Origin of the sequence: Salinimicrobium xinjiangense DSM 19287, from assembly GCF_000423585.1 — a bacterium.
Taxonomy (GTDB): Bacteria; Bacteroidota; Bacteroidia; order Flavobacteriales; family Flavobacteriaceae; genus Salinimicrobium; species Salinimicrobium xinjiangense.
In genome coordinates, this window is sequence record NZ_AUIG01000011.1 from 85,487 (window position 1) to 111,979 (window position 26,493).

23 protein-coding genes are annotated in these 26,493 nt (G+C 43.0%); 21 read left to right on the forward strand and 2 right to left on the reverse strand.

All coding sequences use genetic code 11. From position 1 onward, the window contains the following. Window positions 1–28: 28 nt before the first annotated feature. The 14 genes from G564_RS0104950 to G564_RS0105015 all read left to right on the forward strand — a co-directional run bounded on the left by G564_RS0104950 (window position 29) and on the right by G564_RS0105015 (window position 16,978). Window positions 29–469: a DinB family protein gene (locus tag G564_RS0104950; RefSeq protein WP_029036683.1), complete on the forward strand. Its 441-nt coding sequence runs from the start codon at window positions 29–31 to the stop codon at window positions 467–469. 763 nt (window positions 470–1,232) lie between these two features. After that, window positions 1,233–2,459, forward strand: coding sequence for a hypothetical protein (locus G564_RS0104955; protein ID WP_029036684.1), 1,227 nt, complete (start codon window positions 1,233–1,235; stop codon window positions 2,457–2,459). Between the two features lie 262 nt (window positions 2,460–2,721). Next, the gene (locus G564_RS0104960) at window positions 2,722–4,038 is read left to right on the forward strand and encodes a TolC family protein (RefSeq protein WP_029036685.1); all 1,317 of its coding nucleotides are present in this window, start codon (window positions 2,722–2,724) and stop codon (window positions 4,036–4,038) included. A 230-nt stretch (window positions 4,039–4,268) separates the two neighbouring features. Then, window positions 4,269–5,351, forward strand: a complete 1,083-nt coding sequence (locus G564_RS0104965; RefSeq protein ID WP_029036686.1) for an efflux RND transporter periplasmic adaptor subunit — start codon at window positions 4,269–4,271, stop codon at window positions 5,349–5,351. A gap of 120 nt (window positions 5,352–5,471) precedes the next feature. Continuing rightward, window positions 5,472–8,717: an efflux RND transporter permease subunit gene (locus tag G564_RS0104970; protein ID WP_029036687.1), complete on the forward strand. Its 3,246-nt coding sequence runs from the start codon at window positions 5,472–5,474 to the stop codon at window positions 8,715–8,717. Window positions 8,718–9,241: 524 nt separating this feature from the next. Further along, window positions 9,242–9,547 (forward strand): hypothetical protein, encoded by a 306-nt coding sequence (locus G564_RS0104975; protein WP_029036688.1) that lies wholly within the window; start codon window positions 9,242–9,244, stop codon window positions 9,545–9,547. Window positions 9,548–9,608: 61 nt separating this feature from the next. Continuing rightward, on the forward strand, window positions 9,609–9,830 hold the full coding sequence (locus G564_RS18610; protein ID WP_037373525.1) for a YgaP family membrane protein: 222 nt from the start codon (window positions 9,609–9,611) through the stop codon (window positions 9,828–9,830). A 97-nt stretch (window positions 9,831–9,927) separates the two neighbouring features. Continuing rightward, complete coding sequence (locus G564_RS0104985; RefSeq protein WP_029036689.1) at window positions 9,928–10,953, forward strand: c-type heme family protein; 1,026 nt, start codon at window positions 9,928–9,930, stop codon at window positions 10,951–10,953. Between the two features lie 174 nt (window positions 10,954–11,127). Then, window positions 11,128–12,306 (forward strand): RCC1 domain-containing protein, encoded by a 1,179-nt coding sequence (locus tag G564_RS18615; protein ID WP_051205315.1) that lies wholly within the window; start codon window positions 11,128–11,130, stop codon window positions 12,304–12,306. Window positions 12,307–12,563: 257 nt separating this feature from the next. Continuing rightward, entirely contained in the window at window positions 12,564–12,902 is a 339-nt protein-coding gene (locus G564_RS0104995) for a hypothetical protein (RefSeq protein ID WP_029036690.1), read from the forward strand. 143 nt (window positions 12,903–13,045) lie between these two features. After that, on the forward strand, window positions 13,046–14,230 hold the full coding sequence (locus G564_RS0105000) for a TlpA disulfide reductase family protein (protein ID WP_169578110.1): 1,185 nt from the start codon (window positions 13,046–13,048) through the stop codon (window positions 14,228–14,230). A gap of 173 nt (window positions 14,231–14,403) precedes the next feature. After that, window positions 14,404–15,012 carry a hypothetical protein gene (locus G564_RS0105005; RefSeq protein ID WP_029036692.1) on the forward strand — a complete coding sequence of 203 codons (609 nt, stop codon included), beginning with the start codon at window positions 14,404–14,406 and terminating at the stop codon, window positions 15,010–15,012. A 41-nt stretch (window positions 15,013–15,053) separates the two neighbouring features. Next, a complete protein-coding gene (locus tag G564_RS0105010) occupies window positions 15,054–16,160 on the forward strand; it encodes a DUF6544 family protein (protein WP_029036693.1) in 1,107 nt (368 codons plus the stop codon). A 179-nt stretch (window positions 16,161–16,339) separates the two neighbouring features. Continuing rightward, window positions 16,340–16,978 carry a hypothetical protein gene (locus tag G564_RS0105015; RefSeq protein ID WP_029036694.1) on the forward strand — a complete coding sequence of 213 codons (639 nt, stop codon included), beginning with the start codon at window positions 16,340–16,342 and terminating at the stop codon, window positions 16,976–16,978. A 55-nt stretch (window positions 16,979–17,033) separates the two neighbouring features. On the opposite strand, the gene G564_RS0105020 is transcribed toward G564_RS0105015, so the two are convergent. Next, complete coding sequence (locus G564_RS0105020; protein ID WP_029036695.1) at window positions 17,034–19,181, reverse strand: cation:proton antiporter; 2,148 nt, start codon at window positions 19,179–19,181, stop codon at window positions 17,034–17,036. Between the two features lie 475 nt (window positions 19,182–19,656). On the opposite strand from G564_RS0105020, the gene G564_RS0105030 reads away from it, so the two are divergent. From G564_RS0105030 to G564_RS0105065, 6 genes are all read left to right on the forward strand, one after another. Then, complete coding sequence (locus G564_RS0105030) at window positions 19,657–20,199, forward strand: hypothetical protein (RefSeq protein WP_029036696.1); 543 nt, start codon at window positions 19,657–19,659, stop codon at window positions 20,197–20,199. Window positions 20,200–20,455: 256 nt separating this feature from the next. After that, a complete protein-coding gene (locus tag G564_RS0105040; RefSeq protein WP_029036698.1) occupies window positions 20,456–21,382 on the forward strand; it encodes a ketopantoate reductase family protein in 927 nt (308 codons plus the stop codon). Window positions 21,383–21,641: 259 nt separating this feature from the next. Beyond that, on the forward strand, window positions 21,642–22,226 hold the full coding sequence (locus G564_RS0105045) for a hypothetical protein (RefSeq protein WP_029036699.1): 585 nt from the start codon (window positions 21,642–21,644) through the stop codon (window positions 22,224–22,226). Between the two features lie 64 nt (window positions 22,227–22,290). Beyond that, complete coding sequence (locus G564_RS0105050; protein ID WP_051205316.1) at window positions 22,291–22,920, forward strand: hypothetical protein; 630 nt, start codon at window positions 22,291–22,293, stop codon at window positions 22,918–22,920. A gap of 213 nt (window positions 22,921–23,133) precedes the next feature. Further along, entirely contained in the window at window positions 23,134–23,352 is a 219-nt protein-coding gene (locus G564_RS0105060; protein ID WP_051205317.1) for a hypothetical protein, read from the forward strand. 56 nt (window positions 23,353–23,408) lie between these two features. Beyond that, on the forward strand, window positions 23,409–24,302 hold the full coding sequence (locus G564_RS0105065) for a bile acid:sodium symporter family protein (RefSeq protein ID WP_029036702.1): 894 nt from the start codon (window positions 23,409–23,411) through the stop codon (window positions 24,300–24,302). A 26-nt stretch (window positions 24,303–24,328) separates the two neighbouring features. On the opposite strand, the gene G564_RS0105070 is transcribed toward G564_RS0105065, so the two are convergent. Beyond that, window positions 24,329–24,970, reverse strand: coding sequence for a spermidine synthase (locus G564_RS0105070; RefSeq protein WP_029036703.1), 642 nt, complete (start codon window positions 24,968–24,970; stop codon window positions 24,329–24,331). A gap of 813 nt (window positions 24,971–25,783) precedes the next feature. Between G564_RS0105070 and G564_RS0105075 the strand changes: the two genes are divergently transcribed. Next, on the forward strand, window positions 25,784–26,458 hold the full coding sequence (locus G564_RS0105075; protein WP_156879176.1) for a DUF4097 family beta strand repeat-containing protein: 675 nt from the start codon (window positions 25,784–25,786) through the stop codon (window positions 26,456–26,458). Window positions 26,459–26,493: the final 35 nt, after the last annotated feature.

Consider the following 26,493-nt stretch of genomic DNA (forward strand, 5'->3'; position numbering starts at 1 on the left):
TCAGTTCCCATGACAAACCTGAATGAACATGAAAGAATTTTTCAAGGACATATTTGCATATCACAATCACTTTAACCAGAAGCTGACCGAACAACTGCTCAAGAACGAAATTAAATTACCTGAACGTACTATCCCGCTCTTTTCCCATTCCATAAATGCGCACCAAATCTGGAATGCAAGAATAACGGGAAAAGAAGAATTGGGTGTACATGAGGTACATTCCTTGCGCGAATGTGCCCGATTTGATAATGAAAATTACAAGGAAACATTGAAAATACTGGAGGAACGGGAATTGAAAGACAGCATCTCATATTCAAATTCGAAAGGAGTCGAATTCAGTAATTCGATCCAGGAAATTCTATTCCATATAGCTAATCATTTCAGCCATCATAAAGGGCAAATAATATCCGATCTAAGACAAAGCGGAATTGATCCTATCGTAACCGATTACATTTTTTATAAACGATAAATAAAAGTTTCCCGCAGGTCAACAACTATTCCCCATCTTCCGTCTACCGACTACCGACTAACGACTAACGACTATTTTCACACTAAGCTCACAAAGTCAAAAAAGAGGAGCACAAAGAAAAGGCTCCGAAAATGTCATTTCGAAGGAGCTTTTTCGCGACTGAGAAATCTCAACTACCGTCTACCGTCTAAAGTCTACCGTCTAATTTCACGCAAAGCCCCCAAAGCACCACCGCAAAGAGCGCAAAGAAATCTTTCTTCCTGAACACTGATCACTGACCACTGATCACTTTTTTCCCGCAGATCACGCAGATCTTCGCAGAACAACCAATCCCTAATCACTATTCTCTAATTAACCTATTTTGGAATTTGGTGCTTGTAATTTGATATTTCGAATGAATGTCATTTCGAAGGAGCTTTTTCAGCGACTGAGAAATCTTAGTATCCAACTACAGTTTACCGTCTATCGTCTAAAGTCTAGCGTCTAATTTCTTGCAAAGCCCGCAAAGTTCAACCGCAAAGGCCGCGAACGCCTTCTGCCAATTGTTTATTGATCATTGGTAATTGAAAAATCACCAATTAACCAATCCCCAATTAACTAATTCACCAGAATGAGGTTTCCCGTAACTGCACCTTAACAAAATTTTAATAGATTTACAAAAGCATCTAAAAATTTAAAGAAAAGTAAATTAGACCCTAATTCAGAAAAATGTCTCATCATTCTACAACTTGTAACAACTAGAGCTATAATTCCAATTTAAAGTATGAACAAGTATCTTAAAGTTTTAAAAGAAAACAACCCTAAAATAGAAATTGAAATAAAAGATGATGTTTTCCATATTTTAAACCCTTGGAATGATAAATCGGTTTCATTTGTTTTAAAGAAGGGTCAAAGATTAAGTTCTTTGGAACATATTACCTTTCCTGAACAACTGGTTGCTCTTTTTAATAAAAACAAATCCGAATTAGAATTTATATACGGCCCAATTGATAAGCAAAGTAATCTAGTCACAAGAAGTTTTGATTTCATATTCAAGGGTGAAAAGTTTTATTGTTCTTTTGACGGTTTTTCAGATTCATTGAAACTAATTGCGAAATCATTCAAAGAGAATTCAACAGAAAGCCAAACAGATTATAGACATTTGCGGTTTTTGCGAGATTTGTTGACGGATAATTTTTATAAAGATTTCTTCAAGGAAACGATCAACACAAGCTTTTACGTAACGGGCAACTTTGAACTTATTGACTTTGATTTTGTTGGTCTATCAAAATCCTTAAACTTTTATATGTCCTTCTTTGATAGAGGGACACCCAAAATAGTTATTCATGCTAAGGAATATGAAGAGGAGAAATATAAAAATCCGTGTCTAAACGAATTATTTGATACTTTCCCAAAGACCATTAATTCGACTAATATTGATTCAACTCTTCTAGACACCTTTATGGTGGCGAATCAAACTGAGAATGTTAGACTAAAGTTTATATTTTATTTCCAAGTTCTCGAATATGCTTCTTATTACTATTTGGATAAGAAAATTCAGGACAAAATACGGAAAACTATGAATGACCCTGAGATTTATGACAAATCCGATTATTTCTCCAAAACCTTAATTGAAGAATTAAAAGATCACTTTTCGCAGAAGGATGATTCCACTAAGCTCGAAAAAACTATTCTTGAAAATTGCTCAATTAAGGATATTCAGAATGAAATTGAAGTTAATAAAGATTTCTTTTCAAAAGACCTCGAGTTCGAAGGAGGATTAAAGATTAATAGAATTTTAAAAGGGGAACACGCCATTGAAAATCTAAAAGAGGGGGATTTAATATTAATTAAAAATAATATTGAAAGAATTAGAAATGTGTTGGTTCATTTAAGAGAATCAAGAGAAAATAAGGTTATTCTACCTTCACAGAAGAACAATCATAAACTTCTTCCCTACTTATATCTCATTCGAAGAATTGCAGAAAAAGTGGCAATAAATTTTTCTTAAATAAGATGCCGATCGAGCAGTAAAAGGATTCTTGAATGTTTCATCCATGTTTGAATAAATATTTAAGCTATTTTTAAAAAAATCTGATTAGTACGAGCTTTGTTTTTTCTCATTGGAATATTTTTTTGGCTGCAATGTAAATAAGTACTTTAAAATTTTTATTAACCCCACCCCTTCTGTAACAAATGCTACACTTGTAGGTAACAAATGTTACTGATAACGGGAGATGCTAAGGGTATTTTTGTCTCACAAATTTTAAGAGATGAAAAGAACAAGAACCCTTGCCCTTATTCCCATACTGTTATTTAGCTTTCTCCTGCAGGCGCAGGAGACGGTGCGAATTGGGAAAAGGGAGATCCTGGAAAGAGTACAGGAGAATAATAGTCAGCTAAGGATCTCACAACAGGAGTTCCTGGCAGCCCGGGCGCAGTACCGGCAGACCAACGCGGTCTTTTTACCTAACATAAGCGTCTCCCACACCGGGATGACCACTAATAATCCTCTCATGGCCTTTGGTTCCAGACTGAACCAGGAGCGCGTCACCCAAAGTGATTTCGATCCCGCCCGGCTGAATAACCCCGACCGTATCGATAATTTCGCGACCAAAGTGGAAGTTCAGCAGCCGCTTATTAACCTCGACGGCTTCTGGCAGCGTGGCGCTGCGAAGAACAAAATGGAAGCTACCGGGTTGCAGAGTGAACGCACCGGGGATTACATGAAACTCGAAACCGAAAAAGCCTATATGCAGCTGCAGCTCGCCCATAAAGCGGTGACTGTTTTAGAGCAGGCGCTGGAAACGGCTCAAGCCAACCTTAGACTTGCAGAGAACAATTTTAAGCAGGGATACCTGCAGCGTTCTGATGTGCTGGCAGTGGAAGTCCGCGTGACCGAGGTGAACAACCAGTTACAGTACGCCAGGAGCAATGTGAAGAATGCGAGCGATTACCTCATGTTCCTCATGGGCGATTCCATTGACGTGGTGCTCATTCCAAAAGATTCCCTCAGCGTACAGCTGAATCCCGTTACCACCCCTAAACTTCCCGGCGACCGTGCCGATATCAAAGCCATGGAACTGGCTGCACAGGCACGCAGGAAAATGTACACGGCAGATCAGCTGTCATTCTTGCCGAGGCTTAATGCCTTTGGAAGTTATGAGCTCTATGATGACGAGATTTTCCAGGGCGACGCTAACGGATACATGGCCGGAGTCTCTCTGACCTGGGATATTTTTGACGGAAGCAAACGCTTTGGAAAAACCCAGCAATCCAAAGCCGAATTCAAACAGGCAGAACTGGAACTGGAACAACACGTACACCAGAGTCAGCTGGAACTTAACCGCGCCACCCGCGCATTGAAGGATGCAGAGAACAAACTGCAGCTCACCCAACTGGCCCTGGAGCAATCCAAAGAAGCCCTGCGAATACGCAACAATCGCTATGAGCAAGGCCTGGAAAAAACAACCGATCTGTTAGGCGCCGAGACACAATATTCAGAAAAGCAATTGGAATACTACCAAACGGTATATGAATATAATTATGCGGTGGCGTATCTGGAATTCCTTACGAGTAGTATTGAGTAGTTAGCAGTTGTCAGTTGTGAGTTGTCAGTTGTGAGTTGTCAGTTGTGAGTTGTCAGTTGTGAGTTGTCAGTTGTGAGTTAACCGAGAACCGAGAACCGACAACCGAGAACCGACAACTGAGAACCGACAACTGAGAACCGACAACTGAGAACCGACAACCGAGAACTGAAAACCGACAACCGACAACAACAAACCAAAAACAACAAACAACAAACAACAAACCATAGAAAATGAAAAAATTGATTTACACAACAATAATTGCTTCCCTGGGATTATTTGCGACGAGCTGCGGAGGCGATGATAAAAAACAGGCGGTGAATGAAGGTCCCGTTGTATCTGTGCAGGTGGAAACACCTTCGGGGGCGGGAGATCGTTTTCTCACTGCCAGCGGACAAATTGAAGCGGTAAACAGCGCCACCCTAAGCACCCGCCTAATGGGCTTTGTCGATGACATCCACGTGAACGTGGGGGACAAAGTGAGCAAAGGACAGCTGCTGGTTTCCATTAATAACTCTGATCTGCAGGCCAAGCGTGCCCAGGTAAACGCCGGCATCACCGAAGCTGAAGCCGCTTTCAACAACGCCCAAAAAGATTACGAGCGCTTCAAGGCACTTTACGAAGAGCAGTCGGCTTCCCAAAAGGAGATGGACGACCAGACTGCACGTTTCGAGATGGCGCAGGCCAGACTTGAAGCTGCCAAACAAATGAGAAATGAGGTGAACTCACAGTTTGCTTATGTGAACATCCGTGCTCCCTTTAGCGGAGTGATCACCAACAAATTTGCCGAGGAAGGCACCATGGCCAATCCTGGTCAGCCACTTTTAGCCATTGAGGCGCCGGGGAACTTTGAGGTGACTGCGAGGGTTCCGGAATCAAGTATTTCCAAAATAGAAACAGGAACCAGTGTCGATGTGATCGTAAAGTCTGTTGACCAGACCGTTCCGGGAACTGTTGCCGAGGTAAGTACTTCGGCCAGCAACACCGGCGGACAATACCTGGTGAAAGTGGCTCTTGAAGACACTGAAGCCGATTTGAAATCGGGCATGTATGCCACGGTGAGGTTTCCGGTAGAGAAGCAGGAAAATACTACTGAAGCTGTAATGATCCCGGCTGAAGCCATCATTACCCGCGGTGACCTGAAAGGAGTTTATACCGTGAGTCAGCAGAATACCGCGATGCTGAGATGGTTGAGACTGGGAAGAACGTACGGAGACCGCGTAGAAGTTCTTAGCGGACTTAACCCTGATGAAGCCTATATAGTTTCGGCAGACGGAAAATTGTTCAACGGAGCAAAAGTTAGTTTAAAGGAGTAAAGATGCGTTAAGGATTGAGGCAGTTATCCTCCCGACCGCAGGAAGGGAGATAGCGCCGAAAGCCTGACCCCGCCAAAGCTTAAGCGAAGGTGGGGAAACGCCCAAACAACCATAAACAATATGAAAGAAGGATTAGCAGGCAAGATTGCCAAAGGCTTTATAAATTCAAAACTGACGGTGTTGCTCATGATCGTGTTCATGATCGTGGGTGTGTACGCGTCGTTTTTAATTCCCCGCGAGGAAGAGCCGCAGATCGACGTGCCCATGGCCGACATTTTTGTAGGCTACCCGGGAGCCAGCCCTACCGAGGTGGAACAGCGCATTATCAAACCCCTGGAAAAGATGGTTTCCAATATTCCGGGTGTGGAGTACGTCTACTCTACCTCCATGGAAGAACAGGGGATGTTGATCGTGCAGTTCTACGTGGGCGAGGATATTGAACGTTCCTATGTGAAGCTCTACAACGAGCTCATGAAGAATATGGACCAGTTCCCGCCAAATGTTACTCAGCCGCTGGTGAAGACGCGGGCTATTGACGATGTTCCGGTGCTGGGGCTTACCCTGTGGAGCGAAAATTATGATGATTACCAGCTGCGGCAAATGGCCAACGAGCTGCGGCACGAGATCGAAAAGGTGGAGGATGTTTCTATTGTGAACACCATTGGGGGCCGTGACAGGCAGCTGCGCGTGGTGCTCGACAAGGACCGGATGGCTGCCAGCGGAGTTGATATGCTGGGGGTTTCTGAAAAGATCAAAGCCTCGAATCAGCAGCTTTCCTCCGGAAGTTTTGACCGCAACGACAGTGAAGTTCTGGTTAGCTCCGGAAGCTTTTTGGAATCTCCGGCAGATGTGGAGAACCTCATCGTGGGCGTCAATAACGGGCAACCGGTATACCTGAAGCAAATTGCAACGGTACAGGACGGGCCAGAGATCTCAGATTCCTATGTGAACTTTGGATTTGGACAGGCAATAAATGCTTCGGAATATCCCGGGGAATATCCTGCGGTCACCCTATCTGTAGCGAAGCGAAAGGGAGCCGACGCGATGAAGATCGCCGATGTGATCCTGGAAAAAGTAGAACACCTGCAAACGAACCTTATACCCGAAGATGTGCACGTGGAAGTGACCCGAAACTACGGGGAAACTGCATCGCACAAAGTAGGAGAATTATTGCTGCACCTTATCGGTGCGATCATAGCCGTGACTCTTGTTGTGATGCTGGCTATGGGATGGCGCGGCGGACTGGTAGTATTCCTTTCGGTACCCATCACCTTTGCCCTTACGCTGCTCAGCTATTACATGCTGGATTACACCCTGAACAGGATCACATTATTTGCCCTGGTTTTCGTAACCGGTATCGTGGTGGATGACTCGATCATTATTGCCGAGAACATGCACCGGCACTTCAAGATGAAACGCCTGCCGTTCAAACAGGCTGCACTATATGCCATCAACGAGGTGGGGAACCCAACTATCCTGGCGACCTTTACGGTAATTGCATCGGTACTGCCGATGGCCTTCGTAAGCGGATTGATGGGACCCTATATGAGCCCGATGCCAATTGGAGCTTCTATCGCGATGATCCTGTCACTGTTCGTGGCACTTACCATTACTCCGTATCTCGGATTCATCTTTTTGCGTGAAAAGGAGAAAAAAGGAAAACCGGTAAAAGAGGCTCAAAAAATTGAAGATTCGATGATCTATCGCGTCTACAAACGCTTTGAGGAGCCGCTTATCGATAATCCGAAGATCCGTTGGGGATTCTTGGGTCTAACCGCCTTCCTTTTATTAGGATCTGTAGCCCTGTTCTTTACTAAAGACGTAGCCGTGAAAATGCTGCCTTTTGACAACAAGAATGAATTTCAGGTAGTGATCGATATGCCCGAAGGAACAACTTTAGAGAGAACAGCCGTAGTGACCAAAGAAGTAGGTCAATACCTAAGCGGAAGCGAACAGGTAGTGAATTACCAGACCTACATTGGCACCTCTGCCCCTATCACCTTCAACGGACTCGTACGTCACTACGACCTGCGCGGAGCGAGCAACACCGCCGATATTCAGGTGAACCTGTTGCCTAAAGGCGACCGAAGCCTGCAGAGTCACGACATTGCAAAACTATTGCGCCCGGATATTCAGGCAATAGGAGATAAATACGGCGCAAATATCAAGCTGGTAGAAGTTCCGCCGGGACCTCCGGTATTATCAACTATAGTTGCGGAAGTCTACGGACCTGATTATGAAACACAGATCGCGCTGGCAGACAGTATTCAGACTATCCTTCACAACACAGAAGACGTGGTGGATATTGACTGGATGGTCGAAGCCGATCAGAAAGAATACAAGTTCGAGATCGATAAGGAAAAGGCGATGCTTTATGGAATCGCACCTCAGCAGATCGTGTACACGCTGAATTCTGCTTTGGGAGAAAGAGCGATCACGCAGCTGTATGACGAGGAAGCTACCCAGCGGGTAGGTATTGTCCTGGCACTTGATGAGGAGGAAAAATCCTCTGTTCAGGATATCATGCAGATAAACATCGCTTCCCAACAGGGACAGATGATCCCCATTGCCGACCTGGTAACGCCGACGGAAGTGATTAGGGACAAGAGCATCTATCGCAAGAATCAGAAGCGTGTGGTATATGTACTGGCCGATATGGCCGGAGAACTGGAGAGTCCGGTTTACGCCATCCTCGGAATGGAAGACAAACTAAAGCAGATTGAATTGCCTGCAGGATATGAGATCAGCGACCTGTATATGGGTCAGCCGCAATATGAAGATGACTATACCGTGAAATGGGACGGAGAATGGCAGATCACCTTAGAAGTATTCCGTGATCTTGGGATCGCATTTTTGGGAGTGATCGTGATCATTTACATCCTCATCGTGGGCTGGTTCCAGAACTTCAGAGCCCCTATTGTGATGATGGTAGCCATTCCGCTATCGCTGATCGGGATCGTGCTGGGCCACTGGATCATGGGCGCCTTCTTTACCGCTACTTCCTTTATAGGAATGATCGCGCTCGCCGGGATCATGGTACGGAACTCGGTGCTGCTCATTGACTTTGTGAACCTCCGACTCGAAGACGGAATTCCGTTGAAGCAGGCAGTGATCGAAGCCGGTGCCGTAAGAACAACTCCAATCCTGTTAACCGCAGGTACGGTAGTGATCGGAGCCTTCGTGATCCTCTTCGACCCAATTTTCCAGGGACTCGCTATCTCGCTGATGGGAGGAACGATCGTTTCAACCTTCCTTACGCTCCTGGTAGTGCCGTTGGTGTACTACATGATCGAGAGAAAGAAGTATGAAGACAGGGAGGAGAAACCGGAGGTTGTGGAAGAAAAAGAACCGGTAGAAGTGGAATAGAACAGAGTTGTGAGTTGTCAGTTGTCAGTTGTGGGTTGTGGATTGTGGGTTGCGAGTTGCGGGTTGCGGGTTGCGTGTTGTGAGTTAGGTTGCAATACGATTGTCACACTGAGCCAGCAACTGCAGGGAGCGACGAGCCTGTCCTGAGTTTAGCGAAGGATCGAAGTGCTTTCTAAACGGTTGCTGGTGGTTAGTTGCCGGTGGAACCAAAAACCCTTCTCCCCCTTTAGGGGCCGGGGGGTATAACGAAGTACGAAGTTAGAATTACGAAGGAATGAACTAAAAAATACTAGAAGCCACAATACCTTTTTCGGCTCCTCCCGACACTTCGGGATAGGGCGGGGCAGAACGAAAAAAGAGATCGAAGACGAGCCTTTAACCGAGAACCGATAACTGAGAACAGACAACCGAGAACCGACAACCGAGAACCGAACCGAGAACCGAGAACTGAGAACCGACAACAGAAAACCGAACACCGAAAACCAACATTAAACCTTAATCCTTAGACCTTAAACATTTACAAGATGAAACTACTAATAGTAACCAGCGTAGCCGCCTTTCAGAAGGATGTGCTAAAGCTCTTCAAAAAAGCAAAAATTGAAGCCTTCAGCTCTTCGGAGATCGATGGCTATAAGAACGGAAATAACCTGGTGGCCACACAAAGCTGGTTTCCGGGGGAAAAGGGAGGCAATGAATCCTCCATGTTCTTCTCGTTCACAGATGAGGAGAAGATCACCGAATTCTTCAGCCATGTGCGTGAATTCAATAATAAACTGGAGACCAATAACCCTGTGCGTGCAGTGGTGGTCCCCATAGAACAATCGATCTAACAATGAACAATGATCAATTAACAATTAACTAATAACTATTAACCATTAACAATTAACTATCATGCTAAACAGAATAATACGCGGCATCGCCGGAACATTTATCCTTATAAGCCTTTTACTGGCAGTTTATGTAAACATCAACTGGTTGTGGTTCACAGCTTTCGTAGGCGTGAATTTATTACAATCTTCCCTTACACAATGGTGTTTGATGGAAGATATTCTGAAGAAATTCGGAATAAAAAATGAAAAGCCACAAGTGAAGGAATCCCGCTCAAAAGCATAGGATTTTACCGGAGTACAGCTGAAAATTTCCCGAACATGACGAATTGCATCTTTCGGGAACCGGCAGTTTTATAAATTAACCTGTTAAATCAATTCTTATGAAGAATCTTCTTTTTTCTGTTTTTGCTCTTTTCTTCCTCGCGGGATGCCAGGATAGGAAAGCAGAATACATACGGCAGGACACAGCTGAATTTCGATTTACGGCCAAACAGCAGGAACATCCCGGCAAAAAGTTGATGGAAACTTATTGCTATACCTGCCACAGCCCCAGTGCACCCATGATGGAAGGAAGGATTGGTCCGCCAATGGCTGCAGTAAAAGCGCACTACCTGATGGGAGAGCCCTCGAGGGAGGAGTTTGTGCAACAAATAGTCTCTTTCGTAGATGAACCTTCTATTGAGTATTCAAAGATGCCCGGTGCAATCAAACGTTTCGGATTAATGCCCTATCAGCAATATCCTGACGGGGCCATAGAGAAGATTGCCGAATACATATATGAATATCAGATCGAAGAACCCGAATGGTTCGCCGAACACTGGAAAGGAGGTCCCGGCAAGGGTATGTACCGGCAACAAGGTCGGCCAATGCGGCAAGGTATGGGACAGGGAATGGGCAGAGGAATGGGCATGCAGCAGCAAAATCCGGCCAATAAAGGCATGGAAATAGCCTCGGAAACCAAAAAGCTGCTTGGCCAGAACCTGATGGGAGCCATTCAGAAAGAAGGAACTCTTCACGCCCTGGAATTTTGTAATGTGGAGGCCATCCCGCTGACTACTTCCATGGAAGAAAAGTACAACGCCACTGTGCAAAGGGTTTCAGACAAGAACCGTAATCCGCAGAACGAAGCAACTCCCGCGGAAGCAGAGTTGGTTGATTATTTCGCTGAACAAATAAAGGCGGGAGAGGATCCGCAGCCGGTATTGATTCCTGAAAAAGGCAAAACCCGCTTCTACTATCCCATAGTCACCAATACCATGTGCCTTCAATGCCACGGCAAACCTGAAGACATCGAGCCGCAGGTAAGAGAGAAGATCCTGAAGCTGTATCCACAGGACAAGGCAGTAGGCTATTCAGAAAATGAAGTGCGCGGGATTTGGAGGATTGAACTTCCTAACAAGCGCTAACCTAAGTGGACAAGGTCAATAATTTAAAGTCTCTTCAAAAAAGGTATTTTTGAAGGGACTTTTTTCATGGATTACGGTTTCCCTCATACTGCTTTAACAAAATATTAATAAATTTACCCTGAAGGTATAATACCCTTTATACAAAAGAGGCAAACCTAAATTAAAACTGAAAAATTGAAAATAAAGAATTTTATTGCTGTAGTCTTCGGTGCTCTGATCTTTAGCTGCTCAACCGAAACAATTCAAGAGGAAAAAGAAACCGGAGAAAAGGAAGAACCTGCCGTTGCAACATGTACATGGAGAAGTGTAAGTGCAGGTGCTCACCATAGCATAGGAATTCAAAGTGACGGCAGCCTTTGGGCATGGGGCAATAATTTTGATGGAAGACTGGGTGATGGAACTGAAATTCAAAGAGACAGACCTGTACAAATAGAGACAGGTAATGAATGGAGTTCTGTAGCTGCTGGTTATCATCACAGCCTGGCAATAAAGAATGATGGCAGTCTCTGGACATGGGGCAGAAATTATTACGGTCAATTAGGAGACGGAACAACTACAAATAAGCTAAAACCTTCCCGGATAGGAGCAGACAATGATTGGGCTGTGATCGATGCGGGTGAAGATCATTCCCTGGCTATAAAAAAAGATGGTACCCTTTGGGCCTGGGGTTCTAACATCTATGGAAGATTAGGTGACGGAACTACCACAGATCAACTTGAGCCTATCCAGATAGGAGTGAGCAATAACTGGGCTGCCATTAGTGCAGGCAACTGGACTAGTGCTGCTATAAAGAAAGATGGCAGCCTATGGGTATGGGGATCTAACTATAATGGTATCCTGGGTGATGGAACCATGTACAACAGAACCAGTCCTACTCAAATAGGAGTTGATAATAACTGGATATCAATTAGAGTAGCAAAATTTCATTCGCTGGCTTTAAGATATGATGGCACTCTTTGGACCTGGGGTATGAACTATGAAAGTACTCTGGGTGATGGCAGTACCATAGAAAAAAATGCTCCAATGCAAATAGGAAAAGATAACAACTGGAAAGAAATTAGTGCAGGTTTGGCCCACTCGCTGGCTGTCAAAGATGATGGTAGCCTTTGGGCATGGGGAATGAATTACTCAGGACAACTAGGTAATGGCTCCCAAAATGACAGTAAGACAGTTATACAAATTGGAACTGAAAATGATTGGCTTGTTCTTAATACGGGAGAATTGCACACATTAGCTCTTAAAAAGGATAAAACCCTTTGGGTATGGGGTAACAATGGGAGTAAACAACTGGGGCTGGGCCCGGTGGAAACGACACTACCCCCCTCTCCCCCTCGCCTATTGGAGTGTGAATAATTACTTATTTTTTAACACTTAACCTATCTTCCTTTGAAGGCTACTGGATTTACGGGATATGGAAGATTGAGTTTATGAACAGGCGCTCATGTATTTGGATATGACTTAAATGCCCTCCAAAAATGTCATTTCTGAAGGGTATTATTTCAATTACGGTTTCGGGAAGCTTTCTTAAATCTTTTTCAATAGATTTACAGGGAAGATTACATTATAAATTATCCACCGGCTTATTCCGAAATATCTGGCTTTAAAACTACATGCTACATTTTAGAAAATTACTTTTCATTCTAGTTTTTTGCAGTGCTAACGGACTCACCGCACAAGATTCCGTTCGTTTTCCCGACCACATGATTCCGGATTTTCTCCACCTTCAGAAAGTTCTGCAAGAGCCAGTGAGTCTTTTTCCTATTGTACATCACACAGATTCAGATCCAGATCTCAATAGGGAAGCTATTTATTCCAAAGCACTAGAAGTGTTGAACTCCCTTAAGCTTGAGTACATCGATTTTTCAGCGAGTGACAGTATCTGGAAACCCGGAGAAGATTTCATCAATTATTTTAGTGTAACAGCTACAGCTAAAAACTCTTACCGGTGAAATAAAGCCTGCGGACATAGATAATTTATCAATTGTAAGGTATACTATGCCAATTGAGGAGGTTAAAGTTAAAACGGAAAAGAAGAAACAAACGGAATTTTAGTCTTAATAAATCGTAAACGGCTGTTATGGTAATCCGACACATGAAAAATTTATTCTTTGGTACTGCACTGATCTACCTGGCCGCCTCTTGTAACAATAACGAAAAAGAGGTTACCCCGGAACCGAAAGGAAGCAGCTATGTAATTCAGGGAGAAATTGCCGGTGGTGAGGGAAAAAGACTGGCCCTGTACATTCCCGGGCAGAATCTTGACAACAGGCAGATTACCACAATTGTGGATGGCAGGTTCGAATTCTGCGGTAGTCTTGAAAAACCGGAAAATGCTTTTATCACCTTCGAAAAGGAACATGAACAGCAGGACGGTTACATGAGCATCTATGAAGTATTTCTTACCGGCGACACCATTAAACTGAAGGCCGAGGTGGCGGAAAAACACGACAACCTTTTTCTTGAAAATGATACGATCCTTCAGAGTGCGATCAATCAGTATCATCATGCTACTAATAAGAATTTCCGAAAAGCTTACGACGGAGCAATGGTTTTTAGAGACAGCATCAAAAATGACAGTATGAGACGGCACATTTACCCGGCAATTCGCTCCCGTCTTATTTCCGTTTATGAGCAATATTATACCAATCCTGATTACTCGGTAGTCAACCTGAGCCGCCTTCGCCAACTTACTGAAGACCGATTTTTATTTGATCCTCGGGATCTTTCTGAAGTAGAGAAAACACAATTGATCTCCTTCTTTGAAAAGATAGATACAGCCCTGGAGGGAACACCAAATTACAATGTAGTCTCTGTTGCTATGGCAAACCTCAATAACACTGGAAAAGACAAAGAATTCATTGATTTCACTTTGCCCGATATGCTTGGCAGGGACCAACAACTTTCTGCAATCATCAAAAAGAATGAATACACGGTTCTTGATTTCTGGTGGGCAGGCTGTCTTCCCTGCAGAAAATTTAATAAGGCGAATAAGGAAAAGTATGAGGCAATAAAACAACAGGGAATTGAGGTTATAGGTATAAATGTAGATATGGGCAGGAAGCAATGGGAGTCAGCATCCCGACAAGATGAAATTAAATGGGTAAATCTTTACGCAGGTGCTGATTCAAAGATCCAGGGAGAATATAAGATCACCAGTTTCCCCACGAAAATCGTAGTAGACAGAAATTTCAAAGTCATCGAAGTTGATTTCAATGACCTGGATGAGCTGCAGGAAAAATTATTCTCTTTTTCGCCTTTGGAAAAAGAGAAGCTTTGACTAAAAACTGCCTCTAAAATGTCTTTTCTCACACCTCTTCCTCCACTTATTTTATCCTTTCTGTTTGTGTTTCCTTAACAGAAATTTAATAAATTTATGTTAGTCCTGATGATCTGGTTGTAAGCAGAGAGCGGGGCTGGAAACAAAATTTATATTTATTCCTCAAAGCTCCAATGAAACAACTCATTTTTTCTTTGACATTTCTCCTTTTCTGTAGCTCCGGAGCTATAGGGCAGGCAACATTTGAAAGCAGACAGTATGGATTTGCGATGGCCCAACCTGAAAACTGGGTGCAGACAGACAATCGGGAACTGCTTCAGAACTTGGGAAAATTTGATCTTAAAGAAGCGGAATTACAGAAGCTAATTAGCGATCATAACGGTTCCCTGCTGCTTACGTCCTTTTATAAATACAATCCAGAATCTCATGCCGGTCTAATTCCCACAATTCAGCTGAACGTAAGAGCAAACGCTACCCGAAACTTTGCAGAATTCACCAACCTTATAACTCAAAGTGCGAACAGCTTTAAACAATACTTTTCAGATTTTACATTCGATACCGCTCCCAAAGTCGTTGAAGTTGGCGGAGTAAAGTCGGTTTATTTTGTTGGCAAATTTACCATGCAAACACCTGCGGGAGAAAGTATAAAAGTGAGAAGCAGGACCTATGCAATCCCTTACGGCAGCTACTTTTTTCAGCTCAACTTTACCGATGGGCAGGTGACGGAGGACAGTTCAGAATTATTTGATGCCCTCGCTAAAACAATCAGGATCGGCAGATAGTAAACAAGACTTTCTGCGGCCTGGCAAATAAATTAATTAAGATGAGAACAGCTTTTCTGATACTCATAATATTACACGGGCTCCTCCATTTTTTAGGATTCGTAAAAGGTTTCGGCCTCGCAGAAATTAAAGAGCTCAGTCTTCCAATTTCCAGAGCCCTAGGTCTGATATGGCTGGTGACCGGGCTTCTCATCCTCATTTACGGGATTTCCTGGTGGACCGGTTATAAATTCAGCTGGCTTCTGGCCCTCATCGCTGTGGCAGTTTCCCAGGTACTTGTCATTCTCTACTGGAAAGACGCCAGGGCAGCTACCCTGCCGAACCTCATTATCCTGGTTGTGGCTATAATTTCCCTCGGCTCCTATAATTTTAGCAAACTGGTAGAGGCAGATACCGGCAGACTTTTAAGCCAGAGTACAGTGCCTAAAGAGAAAATGGTTTCAGAAAAAGACCTCACAGGCCTGCCCCAGCCCGTTCAGAAATGGCTCAGAACTTCCGGAATTGTAGGGAAACCGTTTATAAATAACGGTAAGATAATTCAAAAAATGCAAATGAAAATGAAGCCGGGCCAGGAGAAATGGCTCAAGGCTACGGCCCTTCAATACTCTACCGTAGACGTCCCTGCTTTTATCTGGAGCGTAGATGCCAGGATGAATGATTTCATCGGGTTTAAAGGCAGAGACAAATTCGAAGACGGGAAAGGAGAAATGCTTATCAAATTAGAGGGACTGGTGAACGTTGTGGATGGGAAAGGCGAGAAACTCGACGAGGGCAGTCTGCAGCGATACCTGGGAGAAATGGTATGGCTCCCTACTCTAGCCTTCAGCCCTTACGTTAGTTGGAAAGAAGTGAATGATAATACTGCTATTGCCACCCTGGATTACATGGGAACTACGGGCAGCGGCACCTTTTATTTCAACGACGATGGAGACTTTATCAAATTTTCGGCAATGCGCTACAAAGGCAACGAAGTTGATGCAAAACGCCACGAGTGGGTGCTGCAGGTTGAGGATTATGAAAGATTTGAGGGCATAAGGGTTCCTTCAAAAATGACTGCCACCTGGAAATTGAAAAATGAAGACTGGACCTGGCTGAAACTGGAAATTGTGGATATCATATACAACGTCGAAGATCCACATCTGCTGTAGCAAATTTAGTCAGAATCCCTTCAAAAAAATACCTTTCTAAAATGCCATTTTTGAACCCTTTTCCTACGGAAGGCTTTAAGGCAGCAAAAGAATTTTCCCACATTTTTCTATAGATTTATGGTAGTGGCAGATTTATTGAAGAAAAATTTTCTCCTGATGAAGCCTGAAAACGTTTGCACATGAAAACCGGATTTTCCTTTTTAATTCTGCTTTTAAGCCTTTATAGTTGCTCCACACTTGAAGAACATATCCTTCAGGAAGAGGTCTATTCTGCGGACTATAAAGAGTTGTTGACAAAAGAGGAATTCAACATCATCGACATTGATTCCGTCAATAATATTCCGGAGTTAACCTCACAAATGGCAGCACTGGCTTGTGAGAGAAAAACAGCAGGTTTAAAATTTACATTTGATGAGAAAGCATTTCACTTAACAGCCAACGCCCGCTGCCCCAATCCGCGGGAAACTAGTTGTCACTTTCAACAGATACAGATCACTATCATCAATGACAGCATAGTCAGGTCCCCTTTCGGAATCATTAAAGAACCCATAGAAAACCTGGAGGATCTGGTTACTGAGATCAGCAACAAACCATACTTCTTCCGCATAAAAAAAGATATAATGAAACGCGGCCTGATTCATTTGTATTTTGAAGAAAACGAAGATATTTCAACTGCAAAAAAGGTGCTGGCCGAAATAGCAGAAGTATTCGGAAAAATGAATTCCGGAGAAAAAACTGACTTCTTTGAATACGATATTCTCATTACCGAATATTCCCCAATACCTCCTCCCCCTCCACCATTCGAGGCCTCTGAATAACCACCCTCCTTACCTCCCAAAAATGACATTTTTGGAGCCCTTTTCTGCCTCTGTCTTATTTGCGCCTAAACAGCCTCGAAATAGTTTTTCCTATTTCATCCAGTTTCTCCACCGGTTGAAGAATTGAGGGATTCGTAAGATCTATACCTCCTGTGTCGGACATTCCTGCCTGCACCGGATACACAAGGATAAAACTGTTCTTGTCGAAATACGAGTTTAGATAATTTGGAATTCTTTCCATGTTGCTGTTATAGGAGAGTTTTCCCTTTCGGCTCATGACAATAAAGAGATTGTCATTATTCTGCACTTCCCGCGAAAGAATGAGAAAATCCTCCCATTCGCTAAACTCTCTAAAATCACATTCCACAGGATGTTTGGCGAATACTTCTTTCAGATATTTTCCGGTTTCTGCAGCCGAATAAAAAACGAGTTTCGCGCCGGTACTTCTGCCTATGTTCCAGATCTTGATCAGCCAGAATGGGAAACCATGTTCTTTTTCGGCATTTTCGGGCACAATGATCACATGTCTTTTGACGGTATTTAGTGGCTGCACCGGCTTATAAATAAAGGTGGTGGTGTTACATTTTGTGATGATCCCTTCCGTAAGCTCCCCCAGGAAAGAATCGGAGATCCCGGTCCTTTGATGTAGACCAAGAATAAGGTCTGTGATCTTCTGCTCCCTAACCACGCTGTTGATCCCGTTGACGATATTGATGTCATAGCGCACCAGTTCATTCAGAAAATTATCGGTCGCCGCAGCAATATGAGAAGCTTTACTGAGCAATTTAGCCGAATTCTTCACCGCAGCTTCATCCTTTGTATCATTCTTGATGATGGACAGCGCATACAGCCCCGAAATATTTTTCTTCGATTTCACAGTTAGGCCCATGTTGAGCAGTTCTTCAACTGTTTCTGAATTACTCACCGGGATCAAAATTCTCTCACTTACCTCTTCTTCTTCGGAAGCAATTCCTGAAGCCTCGGCCATTGAAAGGTTCCTGGCTCCTTTTTGAGCGACAAAGGAGGCAATGGTACAGGTCACCAGAATCATAAGAATAGTTCCGTTAAGTACACTTTCATTCAGCAGCCTTATAGGCTCGCCTGATGCAGTTTCCCCGGTGATGATATTGTAACCAATAAGAACCGCAGCCAGGGTGGCCGCTGCCTGCGCATTGCTGAGTCCGAAGATCAAACTGCGCTCATCTGCAGTAAATTTATAGGTTTTTTGAGTAAGCCAGGCCGCAGTGAATTTTGCCGAGGTGGCCACAACTGTCATTACAGCTGCCACCTTTATGGTTTCCAGATCCTGAAAGAACACCCGGTAATCGATTAACATTCCTACGCCAATGAGGAAGAAAGGGATGAAAATGGCGTTCCCCACAAATTCGATCCTGTTCATAAGCGGCGAGGTCTGCGGAATAAGCCTGTTCAAGGCCAGTCCCGCCAGGAAAGCTCCGATAATGGCTTCAATCCCGGCTAATTCGGCCAACACTGCCGCCAGAAATACCATCACCAGAACGAAGATGTACTGGGAAACATGGTCCTGAAAGTTCTTGAAAAACCATCTTCCAATCACAGGAAATAAGAACCACACGATCATTCCAAAAGCGAAAATGGAAACCGAAAGCCTCACCCAGAAAGCAGTATTTACTTCTCCGGCGGTCATTCCCACAATTACTGCCAGGACCAGCAGTGCCAGAGTATCAGTGATCATGGTGCCGCCAACGGCAATATTCACCGCCCTGTTCTTTGCCACTCCCATTTTACTAATGAGCGGATAGGCTATAAGCGTATGGGAAGCAAACATACTGGCCAGCAGGATCGAGGTAGGAACAGAAAATGAAAGCACGTAGAATCCAGCTAAAAATCCCAGTCCCATTGGGATGAGAAAGGTGTACATCCCGAAGACCAAACTTTTCTTACTGTTCCTTTTAAAGTCGCCCATATCAATTTCGAGTCCGGCGAGAAACATGATGTAGAGCAAACCGGCAGTTCCCGAAAGTATGATGCCGCTGTCCCTTTCCATAAGGTTGAATCCGTTAGGTCCAACCACAGCCCCGGCAATAATAAGTCCGAGAAGCGGCGGAATTTTGATCCTGTTAAGGAGCAGGGGAGCGACCAAAATAATGAGCAGGATCAATAGAAACTTGAGCACCGGGTTGGTGATAGGTAAGCCGGTATCGAGTAAACTAAGCAGGATCATTGGTCTCAAATAAAGTTAAGCTGCATCAAATTTTGATCAAATATAGACGATCTGCTCTTCATACTGCAGAAGTGAAGCCAAAAGAACACCTCTCAAAAATGCCATTTTTGGAACCTTATTTTGGGACAATTCTACCTGTTAACTGATTTCTTACCGGAATTTCAACTTCAGCAGCAGCAGATTCATCATTTTATTTATATTTACTTATAATTTCCTCTTTTCTCGTTCCCTACCTGTAGAAAAGTGAATCAAAAACAGCTTTGTGGCTGCTCCAATCGTGTACGAACATATAAGCAATACATCACTTTTTCAGGGAACGATCCTGCGGTCATATGCTTCAGTTCGGTTCCAAAAACCAGGGAAAAGAATAACGGCTTTAAAGTATCCAGCTGCAGGGATTCCCAGCTCCAGAGCGAACCACTCCAATATTAATAACGAGAAGCTGTTCTTATGACTTAATTTAAAGGAAACATACATGGAAAGAGAAAAACTAATCCTGCAAGACAGCTTCACAACACATCAGAAAATTCACCTTTTAGGGCTTTCGAGTCCGGTGCTGGTGATCATTATTGATCTCCTGGGATTAGGGCTGCACTGGAGCAGTCCGTTTTTCATTTTATTCTTTGCAGCTATCATTTTGATTGTGGCAATCATTGCATTTTCAAAAAAAGGTTTTCTGAAAAGCGACGGAAAGCTCTTTAAGGCCAGATTCTTTAGGGGCAAAGTGCTTTTTGCCAGTTCCATTAATATTCTTGACCGGCCTGTGATCTCGATCCTGAAATTTCGAAGGAGCAGGAAGTACGCCTTTTTTTCGGCGGCTAAACCCGATCTTGCTTCTTCCTTTAATTCCTTTGAAGTATATGTTTTGAATGACCGCCACATAAAAAGGGACCTACTAATGAGACTGACATCCGAAGAAAAGGCGCAACAGGCCATAGGATTTCTCACCTCCGATCTTTTACTGAGACATGAAATCTACAGCCCTAATTTTGGTCACGCCCGCATAGGCCGTCGATAAATGAATGCCTCCGTTTTTGAGCCTGCCGCTTCAGCTAAAAAAATCTGCAAATTCTCTCTCTCGGCTAAACGTTCTTCAGCATGACCTCCCAAAAATGACATTTTCAGGACCTCTTTCTGAAGAAGCTTTACGGTTTTCAAATATGCCTCAACATTATTTCAATAAATTTGCCGGAATCCGCATTCTTTTCTTTTCCTGCTGCACTGGTTTTTAGCAACTGTGAACGAGGAACAGATCTTAAAAAATAATTTATTACATGAAAATAGCAATTATAGGAGCAGGAGGGGTTGGAGGATACTTTGGAGCAAAACTGGTGAAAGCCGGACATGATGTGCATTTTATTGCCCGGGGAGAGCATTTAAAGGCCATACAAAACAACGGTCTTGTTGTGAAGAGCATTCTTGGTGATTTTAGAGTTGCTAACCTCAGGGCAACTGAAAAGATCACAGAAATTGATCAACCAGACTTAATAATACTGGGTGTAAAGGCCTGGCAAATAAAAGAGATTCGGGAGGATATCAGGAAAGTCCTTCACAAAGACACCGTTATTCTTCCATTACAAAATGGTGTGCTGGCAGCAGATGAATTGTCAGAAAAGATTGATAAAAGAAATGTTTTAGGCGGATTATGCCGCATCATTAGTAAAATTGAATCCCCGGGAGTGATTCACCATATAGGAGTTACCCCTACAATAGTCTTTGGAGAGCTGGATAAATCAATAACAGAAAGAATTTCCGGGATCGACCGCATATTCAAGTCCGCCGGAATTGAGTCGACCATATCTGAAGATATTGAAGCCGATGTATGGAGAAAATTCATTTTAATTTGTGTGAGTGGCTTATTGGCAGTTTCAGAAACCACATACGGGGAATTAAGAGAAACAAAGGAAACCCGGCAGCTCATGATCGGGCTCCTCAATGAAATATTTCTATTGTCTAAAAAAGCCGGAGTGAAAATAGAATCTGACTTTGTCGGGAAGGCAGTTGCATTCATTGACACTTTCCCACCCTCTTCTACTTCCTCCCTAACCAGAGATGTCTGGGATCAAAAACCATCGGAGATTGAATATCAAAATGGCAGCGTCGTGAAAATGGGAGAAAAGCATGGGATAGAGACTCCCATCAACAAATTCGTTTACAGCTGCATTTTACCCCGTGAATTAAAAGCGAGAGGTTTAAGATAAAAAACATTGCCACCCGAATCAATACAAATTTCTCAACCTGGATAATCTCAATGCACTTCTACTTGTCCTTAACCCGGACAGTAATAGAAAGTGAGGGAGCCACAAAATTTCAAGCTTCTATTGTTGAGCGGAGATTAAAGAAGCTTTTCTATGCTTCCGGAATGCTTCAATAAACTTTTCTGCAGAAGCTTACAGTTTCCCACATGCTGCTTTAACAGAATTTTAATAGATTTACCCTTACATCCTCACAAGACTACAGATGAATCTCTCGCAGAAGAAACTTTTTTTCAAAGGAAAAACCCTCTTTATAATTTCCCTTCTGGTCATTGGTGTAACCTTTCTTACCGTTTGGCTCACCGGGATCAATTACAACAGGGAAGTCACCTCTAATTTGTATTTATCCCTTTCTATCATAGGCTTCATACTTTTTGCTTTTATGGCTTACGGACTGTTTAAGGGAGTTGGTCTTGAAGACGATTTTCCAAAATATCAATCCTATAAAACCGGTGATATTCTCAACTACAGCGCCCCCGGAACATTTAGCACTCCAGATACAGATGTGGGGGAAGGCATTGCGGGAATACTCATGTCAATAGTTTTATGGATCGTGATGACCGTTGCCATTATTTTAGCAATAGTGCTGCTCGAAGCGATCTTCTGGTTTTCGCTGTTCATCATTATCATGATGCTGTACTGGATCTTTTTTAGAGCTTTAAAACTGGTCTTTAATAAGTCAGACAAAACCGTGGGAGATATTTTTTCGTCTATAGCGTATTCCCTGTCGTACACTGTGCTCTATTTAGGCTGGATCTTCGCAATAGTGTATCTCACCCAGATAATATAAACCAATGATCATCCGGAATCTTTTCCCGCGGAAATCAGATGTGTACCAGATGTAAAAGATAATTATGACTTTAAAACCATTTCTATTATTTCTGCTAATGATCACCGGCGTCAATCTGGCTCAGGCTCAGGAGGAACAGAAACATTCTTTTTACGTATCGGGAGAGTTGGGCTTTGGAAATTACTATGGATTAGATTTCAGCTATAATTATTTATACAAGGAAAAATATTCTTTCAAGCTGGGTTATATCGGTAACATCCGAAAGGCGGAAACCCTTCCCCACGATTATACTTCCGGACTTTTTAACGCCCTGTTACTGGGATTTGGAACTCCCGTGGACCAGCTGAAACATTTTCAGCTGGGAGCAGGAAGAATTTACAATCTGAATAAAAAGGCCACTATTCGCGTGAATTTATCTGTAGGCCTGGGCTATTCGACAATCAAGGAACCTGGAAACTGGCAAAGCACCGGAAGTCACCTCTTGCAGGAAAATTATACCTGGGAGTATGATAAATATCGTACCCTAAGCCTTATCATCAATCCCAAGATAGAATTTCCGCTAAGCAGGTTTTATGGATTAACCCTTTCGCCAATGGTTCAGCTTAACAAGGACAGAACTTATGTGGGAATTGGTGTGGGACACATGATAGGTTTATTGCGGAGCAAAAGAGTACCTGATCCTGCTGAACTTTAATTATAAATTTTAATTTCCTCCCGTAGCTTTCTGCCTTCTTTTCAGAAAATTAATAGAAAAATTTCACTTTTGAAGCCTTATCTACGGAAGCATTACGGTTTTCCGCAGAAGGCTTTGCAGAAAATTAATAGATTTACAGAAAGCCTGCATATTTTAAATCTGCATTTCTCTGAAGTTGAGCCCATAAAATATGGTAGAAAAATAATTCAATAAATGGAAAAAATCTGGATTATAGCGGTATTGGTATTTATAATAATCAGCTTTCTTTTTTGGAGGATCACCCGTGGCCATTTTCAGAAAGAATATGGTCAAAAGGTGTGGAAGCAATGGGCAACCAGATTTTTCTATTGGCAAGGAGTAGTATTTGTTGGTACGGGAGGTACATTATTCGTTTTGTTTCTCCTGAAATGGTCAAATATTCTGAGCTTTTAATAACATCATAGAATCTGTTGAAACATCTTTGGAAATACTTCATTTAATTTAAGGTTATGGAAGCCAACCTCCTCACCCAGGTCTTTTTACCTCTTGCTCTTTTTATCATCATGCTGGGCATGGGCCTTACCCTGAAACCTGCCGACTTTAAAAATGTGATCCTCTTTCCAAGGGCAGTGGGCATCGGACTGATCTTAAAGCTTCTTTTCATACCTGCACTTACTTTCGGACTCCTATACCTCATCCCCTTACAGCCGGAGCTGGCTGTCGGGTTCGTCTTGCTCGCAGCCTGTCCCGGAGGTGCAACAACCAATCTTATTACCCATCTTGCAAAAGGGGATGTGGCACTGTCTATTACTTTAACAGCTATCGCAAGTGTGATCACGGTTTTTACAATTCCCATTTTGGTGGACCTGGGGATGATACAATTTATGGGAGAAGGACAGATGATCGAACTTCCCTTCTTCAAAACGATTATTCAGATCCTGCTTATTACCATCCTTCCGGTTTCTATAGGCATGTTACTTTTTAAAAAGTGGCCCCGTCTGGCCCATAAGGCAGAGAAACCGGTGAAAATTTTGTCGGCTGTATTTCTGGTTTTAATTATAGCTGCCGTACTTATTAAAGAACGTGCAAATCTGGTGGAATTCTTTATCAAAGCGGGTCCGCTGTCTTTATTGCTGAACCTGCTGGGGATGCTGTCAGGCTATTATATCACTAAAGCCATCACGAAAAATAAAGCCCGCTCCCTTGCCGTAGGCATTGAAGTGGGAATTGTGAACGGCACCCTGGGCATTGCCATAGCAGCGGGAATCCTGGAAAATTCGGTAATGACCATTCCGGCAGCCATCTATAGCATCATTATGTTTCCCGGTGCGATGCTGCTGGTATACATGGGAAATAAGAAAGATAAGAGCCGTAAAGAACCTGTAGTAACTCCGGTGCAATAAAATCTCACAGGGATCGAACCGATATTCTAACTCCTCTCCCCTATCAACAGGGTATTACTCCTATAAACATCCTCTTTTTTCCGGAAATGTATTCCTAAAATGTCACTTTTGAGCAGGTAGTTTATCTGCTCGTCATGAGCGGAATTTACTCCGGCGTTGAAAAGTACTTTGCCACCGGGTTTTAGTAATCCGGCAATATTCTTCCAGAATTCAATTGAAAAGAATTGCTCCGGCACCTGCAGATCAATAAACAGATCGATAATAATAAGTCCGAATTCTTCTGTTGTTGATTTCACATATAGTTCAGCATCTTCACAGATAAGTGCAAGAGGTTGATGTGCTTCTATTCCGAATTCGTTGATAGCGATCTCAATGATTGCTTTATCCAGTTCCACGGCAGTGACCTTTCCATAGTATCCGTATTTGTTCCGCAGCAGGGGAACTGCACTTCCGCCACCCAGTCCTAAAAGCAGCACCGGGGCTTCACGATCTGCACGGATTTCTGCGAGGCCGCGGTCCAGCACCTCCTGCAATGCTCCATAAGAGTAATTCGCATTTGCGCTGTCAAGTACTTTCCGTCCATTGATCCAGGTAACTTCCAGCTTTCCGCTGTAGTGAGATTCAAACTTTTTGGTAAGTGGCCACAGGTAACTCAAAGATTTTTTCATAGCAATGCAAAAATACAATTTAGTGATCAGTGATTGGTGGTCAGTGATCAGAAGTTTGTAGTGCGGAGCTATATCCCAGAAACAGATTTGAAGATGTGATGATTTGAAAATTTGAAGATCAAGAAAGTAAATTCCGAATACCAGGCATTTACCCGCCGAAGCTTGTGCGAAGGAGGGCCAAATTCAAATTGGAGACAAAATTCTTTGCGACCTTAGCGATTATCTCTGCGATCTCTGCGAGAAATTTTTGAAGGACAGAAATTTTTCCGTTTTACCCCTCCCTCTAAAGGGAGCCGGAAAAATTTTCAAGAGATTTAGAGCATGAGTGAATAAAACATATCTGTGAATCCGTGGCTTTTTCTCAATGAACAATGATCAATAAACAAGGAACAGGATAAAATCTAAGCACCGATAAAAAAACATTTTAACTTAGTGATTCCACTCACGGCTTCGACCATTTTTCCACTCCCTGTCGGTCGTGAAAATAGCTCAGCCTGACACCAGAGCTGCAATCTTTTTAAATTTCAAGCACCAAATCCCAAAATCAGATTTGAAAAAATGTGATGATTTGAAAATTTGAGGATGAAGAAAGTAAATTCTAAATACCAGGCACCAAATCACAAATTCCAAAACTGATAGCTTACTCAGACAAAGTCTTGGCTCCAGGCTCTAGGCTCTTGGTTCTTATTTTTTGGCTCTTAATTCTTTTTTTCGACCCGCAACCGGCAACCGGGAACAGAATTTTTGCAACACGGGAGATTTCTGCTCGTCTTTATAGAAAGAGTAAACATCAATCAATCAAAAAACCGAACAATGAAAACTTTAAGTTTATTACTATTCGTATTGCTCATCGTAAATGTACAGCCTGAGAAAAAGCTGGAAAAAGAAGTTGCTTACAAGGGGCAGCAGGTTATTGCAGATTTAGATTTCGCAAGTGACATCGAACTAAAAACATGGAAAAAGTCGGCTATTAAGATCGTGGCTTCCGTAAAGATGGAAGATGAAAAGTATAAGGAATTGTATGAGCTGAAACTGAACAGCAGCGATTCAAACATTGAGATCTGTTCTAATTCTGTAGAACTTATTGAGGCTTACCACGACGAATTTGGCAAAAGAAATGATCTTAAACAGGAGATCAATTACACCCTGTTTGTACCCGAAGGAGTGGAAATGGAATTATCGAGCATTACCGGCAGCCTGACTTCAGAATTTCTGCAGGGAAATATCCGGATCGACCTTGTTGTGGGGGATGTGAATATTGAAAAATTCAAAGGAAATCTCGAGTTGAAATCAGTCACCGGAAAGATCGATCTTCCTGTCAAAGACAGCTCGTATAAAGCCAAAACAGTTATGGGCAATATTCACGGTTATGATCCGGCTGCCGCAAGGAAAAAAGGTCTTGTAGGACAGGAAGTTACTAAAGACCTTCAGGATTCTGAAAACCAACTTAGCTTAAGTACCGTAACTGGGGATATTTATTTGAATTAGTCACTGTAGCTTTTCATAACCAGGTTGAGCTAAGT